Source organism: Psychrobacter communis, from assembly GCF_014836505.1.
Taxonomy (GTDB): domain Bacteria; phylum Pseudomonadota; class Gammaproteobacteria; order Pseudomonadales; family Moraxellaceae; genus Psychrobacter; species Psychrobacter faecalis.
In genome coordinates, this window is sequence record NZ_JACSQR010000009.1 from 1 (window position 1) to 16,316 (window position 16,316).

Genomic DNA, 16,316 nt, shown 5'->3' on the forward strand with positions numbered 1-16,316 from the left:
AGTATAGTTCGGTTAGGTTGTCCATGTAAGAAGTCCTTTTTGCTTAAGTGGTCTTGGTAAACTTACTTTAGCAACTTTGGACTTCTTTTTTTATCTTTTTTTGAGCCCTTATCCCGAACTGGGGTTATCTAGTTAATACGTCATTATGTCAAGTTATTTAAAATAAGGTAGATTTATAGCTTGATTCAATTAATCGTATAGTCGTACTTTTTTAATATTAACAAATTCTAAACTCATACTACGACAGATAAAAATCGTGCTCGACTATGCCTATCTATCAATTGTCTCTATAATACGGAAAAACTTATAGACCAGACTTACTTTAAGTTGGTTGTATTATTATAAGGCTCGTATTATGACACCCGCTGAACAATCGTCCTCTTATGCTCAGCCTATAAATAATGGCATGGATATTCTCTCTAAACAACAGCCTGAAAAACCTAAATCTTGGCGCGGGTTTGGGTTGTTTTTAATGGCTTACTTTTTGGTTTGGTCTATCACTCCAAGCTTTCTAGCCAGCAGTGTACCCTTCGATGTTAGCGAGGGTATAAATTGGGGCAGCGAATGGCAATGGGGCTATTATAAACATCCCCCATTATCGTCATGGATATTATACAGCTTTTATCAATTGTTTGGTCATGTTGGCCCTTATTTACTCAGCCAATTATCTGTCTTACTGACCTTAGTCCTAATTTATCAGTTAGGTAAGAAGATTTGGTCACCAACCACCGCTCTAATCGGTAGCGCGTTAACTTTAGCGGTTCTGTACTACACTTACCCTAGCCTTGAGTTTAATCACAACGTCGCTCAGTTTCCCATTTGGGCAGGGTTGTACTTAGCGTTTTATCAATCTTTGACTCAAAACCGTCTCAGAGATTGGATATTACTGGGTGTGATTGGTGGACTTGGCATGCTAACCAAGTACACCGTGATATTCTTACTGATACCAATGGCATTCTATTTAATGCTGCCAAAACAGTGGCCATTATTAAAACAACCGAAACCGTGGATAGCGGCTTTTATTATGTTGGCTATCTTCGCACCGCATTTATATTGGTTAGCAACGCACGATTGGTTGCCGCTTAGTTATGCCAGTGGACGCTCGCAAGAGGTTGCTGCGGGGGCATATAACATCAAGCGGCATTTTAGCTGGATAGGATTTATCATTGCTCAGCTTGTCGCCCATATTCCGCTACTAATTATGCTTGCTGTTAATCGCAAGCGTTTATTAAAGACTGATGACTACAAGCACAGCTTACCGCAGGACGCAGGACTGCTTTGGTATATGTGGTTATCACCAATCGCGGTATTGGTTGTTTTAAGCTTGGTGTTTGGGGTGGGCTTGCGTGATATGTGGGGCATGCCAATGTGGGCACTGTCAGGGTTGCTCGCTGCCTCCTTGATAGCACCTGCCACTCAATTATTAACCGCCATCAAGCTACGAAAAGCTCTGACTATTTGGTTGTCCCTTGTTACCGTACTAATGGTAGTATATGTGGGCTTCGGCGACAAGATTCGTCATAAGCCTTCTCGTATGCAGTGGCCGGAGCAGGCATTGACAGTTCAAGCACAGACTACTTGGCAATCATTGAGTAGCTGTACACTTGATAGCGTTTCAGGTGATCGCTGGCTTGGCGCATTAGTGGCGATGAATAGCGGCTTTCCCTCACAAATGATATCCGGTCCTGCCAGTCACTCGCCCTGGATTAACACCCAGCGCCTACAAGAAAATGGCACGTTAGTCATGTGGCAAGAGGGCGAAGAAGATATCGTCCTGCCGTTGCTTGATGATGTTGATGCTATTGCCACTACTGAAGTAGAGAATAGCCATAACAACGCTAATGCCTTAATTAAGCAGCAAGGTCAATGGCAGATTGATTGGCGTGACGGTAAGATAGAAAAACCGTTATTGATAAACTGGGTGGCTTATGTCCCAAGTCGCTGCTTTAAGCATTCTAAATAAAACTTTGCCTATCAGCATTTGCTTATCAGCGGCTGGTAAATAGCCATTTATATGAATAAAATAATTGAGTGTTTATGCTAGAACAGTTGTCACAATCTCGCCCTTATTTGTCAATTATTATGCCTGCGTATAATGATGCTGAAGCCTTACAAGCCTTTTTGCCAGAGGTCTTCGCCTTTACGCAGACACTACGCGCGCCAGTAGATATAGCATCGGCCAAGCAAAATCTAGAGAGCTCAACAGCAAGAATAGCAAACTGTGAGATTATTATTGTTGATGATGGTAGCCGCGATAACTTAGTCGAGGTAGTCACACAGTTAATGCCTACTCGTCCAGCAAATACAGAATTAGAGCTCATACGTTTATCGCGTAATTTTGGTAAAGAGCCTGCGCTCAGTGCTGGTCTAGCAGCTGCGCAAGGCGAGATGGTTGCTATGATTGACGCCGATGGACAGCATCCCTTAGCAGTATTAGCACAAATGCTAACGATGATTGAGCAATCGGATATTGATATGGTCGCGGGTATTCAAGCCAATCGCCCGCATGAAAGCCGACTTGCAAAAACTTTAAAAGGCAGTTTTTATCATTTTATCCAAGACAGTCAGCGCTACGAGATTCGTCCTAATGCCGGTGATTTTCGGGTGATGAATCTCAAGGTGCTAAATGCTTTACGCTCATTACCAGAGCGCCAACGCTTTATGAAAGGCTTGTATGCTTGGGTTGGCTTTAATACGGTCTATTTGCCCTTTACCGCTGCCAATCGCGATACTGGTGAAAGTAAATTTAACTATGGCAGCTTGTTTGAATTGGCACTTGTAGGTATTACCTCCTTTTCTCAGCGACCACTGCGACTGATTTCCCGCATAGGTTTTGCAGTCTCTGCATTGGCTTTTTTATACGGCTTATATATCGTGATAGATACCTTAATATTTGGTAGCGATGTCGCAGGCTGGGCAACGGTTGCCGCAGGAATTATGTTCTCTACTGGTATACAACTGGTTTGTATTGGCGTGATTGGCGAATATGTCGGTAGACTCTATGAAGAGGTTAAGCAGCGACCACTGTATTTAATCGATGAAGTCATCAATAGCAAGTCTGCGCATACTACTCATCAATACGCTGATAATTACCTACAGGCGACGGCCAAAAGTGCAATGGACAAACCAGCTGATGAATAACACAGCAGAAACGCAATCGAATGCTATGCAAGCCCTTTGGTTTTTAGCCGTTGGTGCCAGTGCGGCTTTGGTGCATTTTTTAGTATTGGTCAGTATTGTTAATTTCACGACTGCCACGCCAGCATGGGCAAACGTAGGCGCTTTTTTACTTGCTTTTATGGTCAGCTTTTTCGGGCATTTTTATCTTACCTTTAAACAATCAGAGTATTCAGATAAGAGCATTCAGCACAACAATAATCATATTCATAAAAAAAAGCATCTTCCTGCTTTAGGAAAATGGTTTAGTAGTTCTGCTGCAGGATTTATTGCCAATCAAGGCTTATTTGTTTTAGGGTTACGTTGGTTTGGCGAGCAGTATTATATAGTGATATGGCTACTGGTCACGGGCGTTATTACCGTTATGACCTTTGCCTTGGGCAAGTTTTGGGCGTTTAAATCATGAGCCATCCTCATTATAAAGAGCAAGCTGCTGCGCTATCTAACCATGCCCGCCCTGTGATTATTAACGTTGATGATTTAGGATTGTCGACTGCCGTTAACGATGCCGTCATTCATCTTGCTGAACTTGGACGTATTGGTGCCAGCAGCTATATGGTTGGCGGTACAATTACGGATAGCGATATCAATCGTCTGAACCAACTCAATGTCGATATTGGCTTGCATTTAGATTTGACGGGTATATTTGCTTCCGCCCTGCGTGGTTCATTAAAATCAATCATTATCGCTAGCTACTTGCGTCGTTTTAATCCCATGCAAGTAACCGATATTATTAAACAACAATTAGATGGATTTGAAGAACGCTTTAATCGTGCGCCTGTATTTATTGACGGACATCAACATATTCATCAGTTTCCTGTTATTCGTGAGGGTTTGATTAAAGAGCTCACTAACCGCTATAGTGATAAGATAGCAAAAGGCATGCTGAGCGCACGCGTTACTACACCGCTTATCAATGACGTAAAGTCTTGGATCATTTATATACTAGGTGGTTATGCTTGGCGAAAATCTTGTCAGCATCATCGAATTATAACCAATGATAAATTTGGTGGGGTTTATGGTTTTGATGCTGATCGTCAGCAATTAGCAATGTTATGGAAAAAGTGGCTGCAAGCTGCACCCTGTCATACAGCTAACGTATCACCTACACTGATTATGTGTCATCCTGCTGTTCCTGAAAGTAGAAGTAATAGCTGGCAGGATGACATCAAAGGGGCTCGTGAGATTGAGTATAAGTGGTTAATCAGTGACGAGTTTGCAGAGTTATTAGCTCAGTATGAAGTAAAATTGATGCGCTGGTCAGATATAACATCACCCTCTTGAACCTTTAATAATTATCAAAGTCATAATAAAAGTGACGCAATGATAAAGAGAAAAAAGCTAAGACTGTTTCAGTCTTAGCTTTTTTATTTCATACAATATGGTTTTAAAAATAAAATGCAGCTTTAAAAATTAATCAATAAAGCTTAACCAATCCATATATTGCTCATTACGGCCATGGACTACATCAAAGTACAAGGTTTGCAACTTCTCAGTCAATGGACCACGACCACCATTACCGATGACGCGGTCATCGTATTCACGAATAGGCGTCACTTCAGCCGCGGTACCTGTCATAAAGATTTCATCGGCTAAGTAAAACTCGTCACGAGTGATACGGCGCTCAACGACTTTGATACCCAAATCATCAGCGAATTGAATGATAGTACGGCGAGTGATACCGTCAAGGGCGCCGCCGCCCAAATCTGGGGTATGCAGTACACCATCTTTGACTAAGAACAAGTTCTCGCCCGCGCCTTGGCAGACATAACCTTGTGGGTCCATCAAGATAGCTTCATCATAGCCATTACGCGTGACTTCTTGGTTAGCCATTATAGACACAGGATAGTTGCTTGAGGCTTTAGCTTTACACATGGTCACGTTGGTCATGTGATGGGTAAATGACGAGGTTTTTACACGGATACCGTTTTTGATACCGTCTTCACCAAGATATGCGCCCCAATGCCAAGCAGCGACCATCGCATTGATACTATTGTCACGCGATGATAGACCCAATTTCTCGGCGCCAACCCAAATAAGTGGGCGAATATAGGCTTCTGCCAAGTTGTTTTGCTTAACCACATCTTTTTGCGCTTGCTCAAGTGCGGCTGCATCAAACGGTACATTCATTTGAAATATTTTGGCAGAACCCAGTAGACGATCGGTATGGTCTTTTAAGCGAAAAATTGCAGTGCGATTGTCAGCCGTTTGGTAAGCACGTACCCCTTCAAACACCGCCATACCATAATGCAGGCTATGCGTAAGCACATGAACCTTGGCATCTGGCTGTTCAATCATCGTGCCATTCATCCAAAGCTTACCTTCTTGTGTTGCCATATTCATTTAATAGTCCTTATGCTAGCGCTGACGTCTAACTTTTCTTGTTGAGTGTTAATGGTTAAATAAGTGTTTTAAGTAAAATTGCCTGCTGACACTGAGTGCCTATTTTTAGATGCAATTTCAGATGCAATTTTTCTATCTGCAAATTTAAGGTGCCAGTGATTATAGCACCGGCACGAGAAGCAAATACAATATTTTAGTTTATCACTGCATGGCTTTTATTCATATACCATTCGTTACAATGGCTATCAAAGCCCTACGCTTATTGCAATGAACTTATAACGCCGCATTATTGTTTTATGGCAGGATTATTCAGCAGATTCTACGCCCATCAAATGCTGCCACTGCGCTTGTACCAGTGCTCGCGTTTCTGTCCATAATGACTCATCCACCAGTAACGATTGCTCAGATAGTGCCAATTGATGGGTCGCGGCGCGGATACGTAAATACGCATCGGTCAAATCTTGGCAAACTTCTACTTCCCAAATACCAAGCGCGGCAACTTCTTCAAAAATACGTACGTTATCACTCCATTTGGTCAAGCTTGGATGTTCATGCGAATAAGCCAATACCGCAAACTGCGCGAGAAACTCAATGTCTACAATACCGCCCGCATCTTGTTTAAGATGGAACTTGCCCGCTTGCTGCTGGTGCTGACTGGTGCCCAAATGCTTTTGCATTTTAATACGCATACTGGTTACTTCGATACGGACTTGCTCAATGGTACGCGGTAGCGCCAAAACGGTACGACGAATGTCACAAAAACGGGCGGTCACGCGCTTATCACCGCAGATAGCTCGCGCCCGTACCAATGCTTGATGCTCCCAAGACCAAGCCTTCTCAAGCTGATAGGTTTCAAACGCATGACAAGAAACCACCATCATGCCCGCATTGCCCGAGGGACGCAGGCGCATATCGACTTCATAAGCACGGCCATCACGAGTTTGGGTATTCAGATAAGTCATCAGCTTTTGCGCCAAACGGGCGGCAAACTTCATACCACTGACCGATTTTTCACCCGTGGTCATGCCCTGCTCTTTTATTTTATGCAAAAACACCAAGTCTAAATCGGATGAATAGGATAACTCAAGCCCGCCAAGCTTGCCATAACCAATAATCGCAAAGCCGCAATCCGCTTCGGTGACCGGATCGCCATCTTGACCAATTGGGTAACCATAACGTTTGACGATTTCCGCAAAGGCACGCTCCAGCGCCGCCTCTAACACCACAGCAGCAATGTAGGTCAGTGAGTCTGACACTTTCATGATAGGGCGCTCTGCCAGCACGTCACTGGCAGCCACTGCGAGCACTTGGTTCTTTTTAAACAATCGCAGTACGCTCAGCAATTCTTCTTCATCGTTAGGCTCTACGCGCAACAACTGCTGGCGCAAAATATCACGCAGCTCAAGCTTGTCTGGCAGATGTCGATAGCGCTGCTGCAAAAACGTGTCTAAAAGTACCGGATACTGCGCCAACTCTTTTGCAATCCAAGGGCTAGCCGACAACATCGGAATCAGCTCAACGGTGGCATTGGGGTTTTCTGCAATCATCACCAAATAAATAGAACGGCGGCAAATGGCTTCTAGCAAATTTATTAAACGCGGCAAAGCGATATTAGCAAGTTGCTGCTGCTCTTCATGGACAAGGAGCGCGTGGACAATCACAGGATACGCATCATCCAAACGCTCACGCGCTTCATCGCTCAAATTGGCGACCATTTTTGACTGCCAAAAACCTTGTAAACGCTCGCGATTTTCTTCAGTTAATACCTCATTTAAGCGCGCAATCTGCTCGTTTAGATGTTCAGGCTCAAACTCATCATCGTCTTGATCCGGTATCTGCCGTTCAGTAACCATACGCTCAAACGGCACATTGACATGATAGCGGTGATCATTCAGCGTCGCTAATAACCCAGCCCAATCATCAAAGCCAAGGGTCATTGCCAAATTATGCTGCCACTCTGGGTCATGCGGTAAGCGCTGCGTTTGCTGATCGTTAATCGCTTGAATACCGTGTTCAAGGCGCCGTAAAAAACGATAAGCTGCCTGCAGTTCTTGATAAGTAGTTTCTTCTAAATACCCAAGTTGACACAGTGCCTGCATCGCTGCCAAACAAGACTTAACCTGTAACTGCGGATGCCGACCACCATAAATCAGTTGAAAGGCTTGAACGATAAACTCAATGTCTCTGATACCACCCGCGCCAAGCTTGATATTGTCTAAGTCTTCGCGCTGAGCGACTTGATTTTGAATCAGAGACTTCATCTCTCTGAGGGCTGAAAAAGCACTATAATCAACGTAATAACGAAATACAAAAGGCTTAATCAGCGCTTGTATGTCATCGTAAAACGGCTGCTCGATGTGTCCAACCACGCGGGCTTTGAGCCAAGCAAAACGCTCCCACGCCCGCCCATGCTGGGCAAAGTACTTCTGCAATGCGGATAAATGAATCGCCAAATCACTGCCATCGCCCCACGGACGCAAACGCATATCAACCCTAAACACAAAACCATCAGCGGTATTATTATCGAGCAGTCTAATAATACCTTGTCCAAGCCGGGTCATAAAACGCTTGTTATCAATACTGCGCGTGCCTTTTGCTTTGTCACCGTCTGTTTCACCGCGCGCCTGATGCACAAAAATAAGGTCGATATCACTGGATAAATTGAGCTCATGCGCGCCAAGCTTACCCATTGCCATAATCGCCATATCATCGACTTGCACATTCCCCTTCGCATTAATAAAGGTCGGCTGCCCATATTGCGCAATCAGCTGCTGATAGGTATAGTCTTTGGCAAATAAAATGCAGCCATCGGCAAATTCAGACAGCTCATCGGTCAATTGCTCAAGCTCAATCATGGCCAAGGCATCTTGCCAAATCCAGCGCATCATTAGCAGCATACGCAAATGCCGCAAACCACTCATTACCTTGTCTTCATTGGCGAGCTGATAATTCTCATCCAAGGTATAATCTTGAATCAAATCATCAATTTGCTGGCGCGTTAACGTGCTCTGTAATGGATAACTGCGCAAAAACGTCTGGCAAGCGCCCGTTCGACTTTTCCAAACCTGATAAGCAAACTCGCTGGCAGTCTGTAGCACTTGTAGCTGCTCTGGGCTAGGCTGAAAGCCTGTACTACTAGGCATGGTAGATAGCATAACGACGACAACTCCTTGCAGCATAAAGCTATAAAAACCACATCAATCGCAAAAATTATTTTTACAATATTAACGCGGCTATAAACAATCTTATTTTAGGATTTTTATAGTAGCATAAATCCTCAGCCATGCTACTGACAGCACTTTACTGACTAAGAACTGACGAACATAAGAAAGTTTTGCGAATAATGCTACAATAGCCAATACTTAAAAGGACTTAAAACCTAAACCTAGAAATCTTGAGTTTTAAACACTTTGGGTCTTAAAAATCTTGAGACGCTGTGCTTTTTTCTTTATTCTCATTCATCATAAGTGACACCGCGATTATGACGACCACAACCCCGCTATTATTAATTACTGCTGATCCCAGCCATCCGCTGGCATATCTTGCGCTACGCTATGCGCGTACCTATCTAGCAAACACTGATACAAATAATAATGACACGAACAATAATGATGAGACCGATAACAGCGATAATAATGAAAACGTACCTGCGCCATTGAATATTTTTTTCTATGCCGATGCCGCCAATACCGCCAATCGCTTGCGCTGGCAGTCAGCAGACCAGATGAATATCACTCAAGAGTGGCAAAAGCTTGCTGAGCAATATCAGTTGACGCTGCCTGTTTGTGTCAGTACGGCGCTTAGCCGCGGTATTTCAGATAGCGAAAATAGCACTCGCCATCAGTTAGATAGCGAAAATCTGGCAGCTAGTTTTAAGCTGGTAGGACTGAGTGAGCTTGCGATGATGATGCAAGGTAACTGTCGTTTACTCCAGTTTTAAACAGCGTTTTACATGACAACTCGCTGTCAAAACAGCCAACTTAATAATAACCAGATGAATAATAGTGGTTGGCGATAATCAGATTAGGAATACATCATGAAATTACTCATTCGCTTGCATACGCCTACCGAGATGGTAAGTTATGAAGGCTGCGCGCTGGCTTTAACCTTAGCGACTTTTGGTCATGAGGTGCAGCTGTATTTGGATGCGCCGGTCTTTGGTTTTTTAATGCAGCCTGAATCACGTTTGCATGGCATGATTCAGTCGCTTGAGTTATATGATATGCCAGCCGCTTGGTTACCGGACGATGTGTTTAGCGGTTGGATTGCGGGCATGTTACCGGCAGATTTGGCGACGCAGCTGACCTTGATACCAGAGGTGGTAAATTCGCAAGAATTTGACCAGATCTTAGTCTTTTAGTAGCAACTTTTTAGGCTAGGACGAATTTACATTGTTAATATTTATTTTAATATGACAACAAATATAGTAAGTAAGCGGACACGATTATGGCAACTTTATATCAATTACATAGCAGTATGGATACGCTCAGACGCAGCACAGAACAAATGACATCGACGTGGCGTGCGGGTGATAGCATTATATTATTGGGCACAACGGTCGCTTTTATTGACTGGTTTAATGCTTATTTGGAAGACCTTGAGTACATTGAAACAAAAGATGTAGCGGCTATTTATGCTCTCGCTGAGGACGTAGCGCAGCTGAATGATAATACGGCGGCAAAGCTCAATTTATCCGCCAAATTAACGGCTGTTTTGAGCGATGATGAATGGGTCGCCTTAACTCAAAATACTTATGCGAATGGCGCTACCTTTGATAAAGTGGTAACAATTGCTCTATGATGAATCCTAAAGATGATATTACACCTGCTGAGAAGATGACTGCAGTGGACTTAGACCAAGACGGGCATTTATGCGACCATACAGTTTGGACGCCTGCGATTGCGCAGCAGCTCGCGAATACTCTAGATGTAACTTTAAATGCTGAACATTTAGCCATCTTACAGCAGGTACGCGCATTTTTTACCAAATTTAATCACGCGCCAGCGACCCGCCCGCTGATTAAATGGCTACAGCAAACCTTGCCTGAGCATGACATCAGCAATCAAAAGCTCCAGCAGTTATTTAATACGGGTTTGGTTGCCCGTCATGTCAATCGTCTTGCTGGCTTGCCAAAACCGCCAAATTGTTTATAAAACACGTGGTTTATAAAAAAAGTAGCAAAAAAGCGGTTAAAGAAAATTAAACGACTGATTTTCTTTAACCTCTTTTTACCCAATCACCCTGCTAGCTTCTCTATCTCTACTCTATTTTGGGTCATAAACGGTCAAGGTGTCGTAACCGATACTGCGACCTTCATCGCCGTCAAATCCTTGCTGTCGCCAAACTTCATACAAGCATATTGCCACGCTATTAGAAAGATTTAAACTGCGCGAATCCGCAAGCATTGGTAAGCGTAGCCAGTTATCAGCGCCGATATCGGTACGGATATCCTCTGGCAGCCCTGCCGTTTCAGAACCAAAGACCAGCGCCACATGATGTGATGATGGGCTATTAGACGCACTGCTGTCTAAATGCTGAGTCGTTTGTCCACTAAAATCATAGTCATAAAACGGTTTACTCAGCTTAGTCGTCAGCGCGGTGATAATCTCGCAACCAGCCGCTTGTAGCGCTTGCTTGGTCATTGCCCAATCGTCATGTACTTGCAGATGAGCGTATTCATGATAATCGAGACCTGCACGGCGTAGCTTCTTATCGTTGAGCTCAAACCCTAACGGCCTAACCAAATGTAGCTGCGCCCCACTATTGGCACATAAGCGTATAATATTGCCAGTATTGCTAGGCATCTTTGGCGCTACCAACACGATATGAATGGTCATACAAACTCCGTAAATGATTTAAGCGTATTGTCTAAACTTATATGGCAGACGTAATCAAAAGTTACAGTTTACTGCCAATAATTACATTTTGATACTGGGCACTGATTTTAACTTTGATTATCATGACCCTAATGGATAACGAGATAATTTAAAAACATTGTCCTTGTATCCTGTAACCCCTCAGTGAAACTTAAGCAAAACGCTATAGTTTACTGTTATTACTTATAAACCCTGTCTTTTTTGAGGAAAAAATTATGAAAAAATTAGTTATCGCTTCTTTGACTGCTATGTTTGTACTAACTGGTTGCAACACTTTTAAAGGTCTAGGCCAAGACGTATCAAGTGCCGGTGGCGCTGTAACTGGTACTGCACAAGAAGTACAAAACAAAATCTAAGCCTTTTTAGGCTTATATTAAAGAAGCTTATCATTTGGTAAGCTTCTTTTTTTGTCTGCACGCTTTATAAAAATACTCTTAAGATCTGATTAAGATATCTTCTACCCAACGCCGTTGGCTGTAAGTGTTCATTATCATCTACTAAAAGCCCTTGTTTAATAAGTTGACTTACTTCTAGAGCAATATTGTCATAGCTCAGCCCTGTTCGAGCTTCAAACAAAGACCATGTCACGCCTTCATGCAAGCGTAGAGCATTGAGCATAAACTCACTGACCAACTCATCACTCGCGATTGCCTGCCAACCGACCATTTTTGGCGCGCCCTCTTTTTTTATATTATTCATCGTGTCGATATCAAAAGTTATATAGTCTTTTGGCATACGTGATTTGCTAAAGCGATAAGTACCCGCCTCTGCTAATACCTTTTTCAATACCTCATCAGACACTTTATCAACCATTAATGTTTGATTTACATATTTATCATCAATGGTAACTTTACCGTGCGCACCAGCACCAATCGCTAAATAATCACCAAATTGCCAATAATTGACGTTGTGACGGCAAGGTTTATCGGACGCACCTGCCCAGGCCGACACTTCATAGTTGTCATAGCCCAAATGCTCAAGCAATGTCTGCCCCGCTTGCTCAATATCTGCCAAACTATCTTCATCGGGTAAAATCGGCTGATTGCGATAAAACACCGTATTTGGCTCAATCGTTAGCTGATACCAAGAAATATGTGTAGCACCTGCCTCATGCGCCATTTGAATGTCGTTCAGGGCTTCACTCATCGTTTGCTGCGGTAGCCCATGCATCAAATCGACGTTGACACGTTCAAATCCAGCGCGACGAGCGGCTTTAATAGCTGATAATGCTTGGGCGGGATTGTGAATACGCCCCAGCGTGGTGAGCTTGCCAGAAGCAAAGCTTTGTACGCCAATCGACAAACGATTGATGCCTACATCTAAATACTGTGCAAATGGTGCATGCTCAAGGGTGCCTGGATTGGCCTCCATCGTCACTTCAATGTCACCTGCAAACTGAAAAATCTCACGCAAACCGTTAAATAAACGCTGATACTGGGCAATGGGCAGTAGCGACGGTGTACCGCCACCGATAAATATTGAGCTGATTTCTCGTCCTTGGGGCAACGTTTGCTGTGACGCTGCATCAAGTAATAGCGTATCGACGTACTCATCGTACATAGATAGCTGACTGTCCATCGGCAGCTCATGCGAATTAAAATCACAATAAGGGCATTTTTTCACGCACCAAGGAATATGGATATAAAGTGCTAACGGAATATCTTTCACTATAAGCGCACTTGTTTCGTTACGATTAGTAGCGTCAAGATGATTCGAAAAATGAGAAGATTTGATATTTGACATAAGCGGACTTATCTATAAAGGAGTAGCTGCGGTCGTCAGCAGAAAGTAGCGCTAGGATAACGGCTGGACGCGCTAAAGAAAAGCCTAATCAGCATAAATTGGCCATAAAAGTATTGGGAACAATCGGCGTTTATAGCAATGGCCGATAGTGGTAATGCTAGATAAGCTAGATGACTACAAAGAATGAAAATAAATATGGAATAAAAATAGATGGTGGGCAGCTTTTAAAGCCATCACTATGAAACCATTATGGTTACATTAATAATTTTACAAGGATAAAAACCATGGCATATTGGCTTATCAAATCCAATCCTCGCTGTTTTAATATAGAAGATTTACAACGTGCAGGCACGGAGATGTGGGATGGGGTACGTAATTATCGCGCCCGCAACTTTATGCGTGATGATATGAAAGTTGATGACAAAGCATTTTTTTATCACTCTAGCGCCAAACCTTCTGGCGTCGCTGGTATCGTGACTATCAGTAAAGCTGGTTATCCCGACCCCACCCAGTTTCACCCCGAACATCGCCATTATGATCCTAAAGCAACTGAAGATGAGCCGCGCTGGTACATGGTAGATGTGACTTTTGAGCAGGCTTTTACGGATATACTGCCATTAGCGCAGCTTAAATTTTTGCCGGCGCTTGAGGATTCTTTATTGCTAAGAAAAGGCTGTGAGCAGCTGACCATTTTGCCGCTTGAACCCAAGCATTGGAACACGATTATGGATATGGCAGAAGAGCTGAATCTGTTGCCAAATTCGCCTAGCGCCATTTAACCATAACGTAGGACTGGTAAATCATTAAAATTTTAAAAATACCAATCCTAATGCGAATTTAACAAAACTTTCTTATCTTGACCTCTCAATTCTACTTACGGATTGACGGGTCATTTTTCATTTTAGTCTTAACTGTTTAATTTTTTACTTTATCGGCATGTCGTTATTAATAATCATTAAAAATGGACTTGCTCATATTATTTATCGGAGTATTATCGTCGCACCAATCCTATTTCACTGTTTCGCTATTAACTTGTTGATGGCAGCATTTGCTCATCCACAATAATTACTGCAAAGAATAAAAAGTTGCTCATTATGGTTTTCCCATTGTCCTTTAGAGATTTTAAAAGTTACAGCTTACGCTTAGGCGTACTCGCCCTCCCCATCTTAATTACCCAGTTTTGCCAAGCAGCGCTTGGTGTCGTCGATGCCATTATGGCCGGTAAAGTCTCCGCCCTTGATTTGGCAGCCGTGGCCGTCGGCTCCGGTATTTGGCTACCACTGTTTTTATTGGCGACCGGTATTTTGATTGCCACCACGCCGCTTATCGGCGAAGCCATCGGCCAAAACAATCATAGCCAAGTGCCGCATATTACCCAGCAATCGTTATGGACGGCCGGCGTCATTGGTATTCTCGGCTTCATCATTGTCAATCTAGCGCCCAATATACTTGGGGTGATGGGCGTACCTGAAAACATCCAACCCATCGCTGCGCAATATTTACATGGGGTATCGTTCGGTTTTCCGGCAATCGCGGTCTATGCCGTGCTGCGCAGTTATTGTGAGGCGCTCGGCCGACCTGAGCCGGTGACGGTTATTAGTATCATCGGGCTGCTTGCCGATATTCCGCTTAACTATATTTTTATCCACGGTTTATTTGGTATGCCCGAAATGGGCGGCGCTGGTTGCGGGGTAGCAACGGCCATCGTACTTTGGATTAATGTCCTATTACTAGCGACATATACCAGCTTTACCAAGCGTCAACAGTTTGCCAGTACGCGCTTCTTTTATGCTTTTGCCAGCCCTAACCGCACGCAAATTAAAAAACTATTAAAACTTGGCATTCCGATTGGTATTTCTATCTTTTTTGAAGCCAGCTTATTTAGTTTAGGGGCGCTAGTTATCAGTCCGCTCGGTGAGATTGCGACCGCTTCGCATCAAGTGGCACTTTCGGTGACCTCGCAGCTGTTTATGATTCCCATATCAGTTGCGATGGCGCTAACCATTATGATTTCTAACCGCTTTGGTGAAAAAAATCTGATGGCGCTGCGTCAAGTGTTAACTACAGGGCTTGTATGGACGGTTATCATTGCGCTGACGTCTATGCTCGGCGTTTGGTTATTTAGGCCGCAATTGGCGGCGGCATTCACCGATAATCCTGTGGTACGCGCGCAAGCCATGCACTTACTCATTTTTGCCCTCGCTTATCAATTATTTGATGGCTGGCAAGTCAATGTCGCTGGTATATTACGCGGTATGCAAGATACCACTGTGCCGATGTGGGTGACGCTATTTTGTTATTGGCTGGTTGCTTTACCACTTGGCGTTTATCTCGTGCGCTTTACCGACGTTGGCGCACAGGGTTTTTGGATGGCTCTCATCACTGGGTTATTCTTATCGTCTATATTATTAAGTCTGCGTCTGCGCTATCAGCAAAAACGCTTGACAACATTATGGGCTTGATGCGGTCGCTTGGTTCAAACGTAGCGTCTAGTAACCATGACTGGCGCTACCTTGTGACATCGACTATGATAAATCATTGAATATTTCTTACGCTTAAGCACGCTTACGTCATAATATGTAAAAAAACTCAGTTAACAACTGTACATTGATTGCTCATTGGCGTGAATATAGGTATCATTAGCAATTACCAATACAATATTTAGTTACACTATTTTTTCTAGAAATTAGTACAAGGCAAAATTAAAATTATGGATATTGAAAAAATACGCACCCTGATCGCACTCATGGAAGAAAGTGAACTGGTTAATTTAGAAATCAGCTCAGATGACGAACACATCAGTCTAACTCGTCACTATGATGCGCCAGCACCGACGATGATGGCTGCGCCTGCCGCAGGTGCTGCACCTGTCGCTGCCGCCGCAAAAGCCGCTGTCAAAGCTGGCAGCGTTGAAACCTCGCCGATGGTGGGTGTTTATTATTCAGCCCCAAGTCCTAATGACCCGCCATTTGTAAAGGTCGGTCAAAAAGTGCAAGCAGGCGATACGCTTGGTATCATCGAAGCCATGAAAATCATGAATCCTCTCGAAGCGACTCAAAGCGGCGTCATTGATGAAATCTTAGTGGATAATTCTGAAGTGGTACAGTTTGGTCAGCCAGTCATACGCTATAAAGCGTAACACTATCTACCAACCTTTACTTTGTAATGATTGAGACC

General features: G+C 43.6%; 16 protein-coding genes. 12 read left to right on the plus strand and 4 right to left on the minus strand.

What is annotated here, in order from left to right; translation table 11 throughout:
• The first annotated feature begins 355 nt into the window (after window positions 1-355).
• The 4 genes from H9653_RS04890 (at window position 356) to H9653_RS04905 (ending at window position 4,461) form a co-directional block, all read left to right on the plus strand.
• A complete protein-coding gene (locus H9653_RS04890) occupies window positions 356-1,963 on the plus strand; it encodes a glycosyltransferase family 39 protein (protein ID WP_191690886.1) in 1,608 nt (535 codons plus the stop codon).
• Window positions 1,964-2,037: 74 nt separating this feature from the next.
• Window positions 2,038-3,141 (plus strand): glycosyltransferase family 2 protein, encoded by a 1,104-nt coding sequence (locus tag H9653_RS04895; protein ID WP_068408731.1) that lies wholly within the window; start codon window positions 2,038-2,040, stop codon window positions 3,139-3,141.
• A complete protein-coding gene (locus tag H9653_RS04900) occupies window positions 3,134-3,583 on the plus strand; it encodes a GtrA family protein (RefSeq protein ID WP_068408729.1) in 450 nt (149 codons plus the stop codon). The genes H9653_RS04895 and H9653_RS04900 overlap by 8 nt, the downstream gene beginning before the upstream one ends.
• Window positions 3,580-4,461 carry a ChbG/HpnK family deacetylase gene (locus H9653_RS04905; protein ID WP_068408727.1) on the plus strand — a complete coding sequence of 294 codons (882 nt, stop codon included), beginning with the start codon at window positions 3,580-3,582 and terminating at the stop codon, window positions 4,459-4,461. Before H9653_RS04900 ends, H9653_RS04905 begins: the two co-directional genes overlap by 4 nt.
• A 129-nt stretch (window positions 4,462-4,590) precedes the next feature.
• Here H9653_RS04905 and H9653_RS04910 read toward each other — a convergent pair whose 3' ends face one another.
• Window positions 4,591-5,520, minus strand: coding sequence for a branched-chain amino acid transaminase (locus H9653_RS04910; protein ID WP_068408726.1), 930 nt, complete (start codon window positions 5,518-5,520; stop codon window positions 4,591-4,593).
• Between the two features lie 305 nt (window positions 5,521-5,825).
• Window positions 5,826-8,675 (minus strand): bifunctional [glutamate--ammonia ligase]-adenylyl-L-tyrosine phosphorylase/[glutamate--ammonia-ligase] adenylyltransferase, encoded by a 2,850-nt coding sequence (glnE, locus tag H9653_RS04915; protein ID WP_082894412.1) that lies wholly within the window; start codon window positions 8,673-8,675, stop codon window positions 5,826-5,828.
• Between the two features lie 326 nt (window positions 8,676-9,001).
• Between glnE and tusD the strand changes: the two genes are divergently transcribed.
• From tusD to H9653_RS04935, 4 genes are all read left to right on the plus strand, one after another.
• A complete protein-coding gene (tusD, locus tag H9653_RS04920) occupies window positions 9,002-9,460 on the plus strand; it encodes a sulfurtransferase complex subunit TusD (RefSeq protein WP_068408721.1) in 459 nt (152 codons plus the stop codon).
• A gap of 96 nt (window positions 9,461-9,556) precedes the next feature.
• Window positions 9,557-9,880 carry a hypothetical protein gene (locus tag H9653_RS04925; RefSeq protein WP_068408719.1) on the plus strand — a complete coding sequence of 108 codons (324 nt, stop codon included), beginning with the start codon at window positions 9,557-9,559 and terminating at the stop codon, window positions 9,878-9,880.
• Window positions 9,881-9,966: 86 nt separating this feature from the next.
• The gene (locus H9653_RS04930; protein ID WP_068408717.1) at window positions 9,967-10,320 is read left to right on the plus strand and encodes a hypothetical protein; all 354 of its coding nucleotides are present in this window, start codon (window positions 9,967-9,969) and stop codon (window positions 10,318-10,320) included.
• Window positions 10,317-10,673 carry a TusE/DsrC/DsvC family sulfur relay protein gene (locus H9653_RS04935; protein ID WP_369811270.1) on the plus strand — a complete coding sequence of 119 codons (357 nt, stop codon included), beginning with the start codon at window positions 10,317-10,319 and terminating at the stop codon, window positions 10,671-10,673. Before H9653_RS04930 ends, H9653_RS04935 begins: the two co-directional genes overlap by 4 nt.
• A 111-nt stretch (window positions 10,674-10,784) precedes the next feature.
• Here H9653_RS04935 and H9653_RS04940 read toward each other — a convergent pair whose 3' ends face one another.
• Complete coding sequence (locus H9653_RS04940; protein WP_191690887.1) at window positions 10,785-11,357, minus strand: tRNA (cytidine(34)-2'-O)-methyltransferase; 573 nt, start codon at window positions 11,355-11,357, stop codon at window positions 10,785-10,787.
• A gap of 254 nt (window positions 11,358-11,611) precedes the next feature.
• On the opposite strand from H9653_RS04940, the gene H9653_RS04945 reads away from it, so the two are divergent.
• Complete coding sequence (locus tag H9653_RS04945) at window positions 11,612-11,752, plus strand: entericidin A/B family lipoprotein (RefSeq protein WP_144296920.1); 141 nt, start codon at window positions 11,612-11,614, stop codon at window positions 11,750-11,752.
• 64 nt (window positions 11,753-11,816) lie between these two features.
• Here the strand turns inward: H9653_RS04945 and hemW are convergent, their stop codons facing one another.
• Window positions 11,817-13,139 (minus strand): radical SAM family heme chaperone HemW, encoded by a 1,323-nt coding sequence (gene hemW, locus H9653_RS04950; protein ID WP_191690888.1) that lies wholly within the window; start codon window positions 13,137-13,139, stop codon window positions 11,817-11,819.
• Window positions 13,140-13,423: 284 nt separating this feature from the next.
• Between hemW and H9653_RS04955 the strand changes: the two genes are divergently transcribed.
• From H9653_RS04955 to accB, 3 genes are all read left to right on the plus strand, one after another.
• A complete protein-coding gene (locus H9653_RS04955) occupies window positions 13,424-13,918 on the plus strand; it encodes an EVE domain-containing protein (protein WP_191690889.1) in 495 nt (164 codons plus the stop codon).
• 315 nt (window positions 13,919-14,233) lie between these two features.
• On the plus strand, window positions 14,234-15,601 hold the full coding sequence (locus H9653_RS04960; RefSeq protein ID WP_191690966.1) for an MATE family efflux transporter: 1,368 nt from the start codon (window positions 14,234-14,236) through the stop codon (window positions 15,599-15,601).
• A gap of 248 nt (window positions 15,602-15,849) precedes the next feature.
• On the plus strand, window positions 15,850-16,278 hold the full coding sequence (gene accB, locus H9653_RS04965) for an acetyl-CoA carboxylase biotin carboxyl carrier protein (RefSeq protein ID WP_144296917.1): 429 nt from the start codon (window positions 15,850-15,852) through the stop codon (window positions 16,276-16,278).
• The last annotated feature ends 38 nt before the right edge of the window (window positions 16,279-16,316 follow it).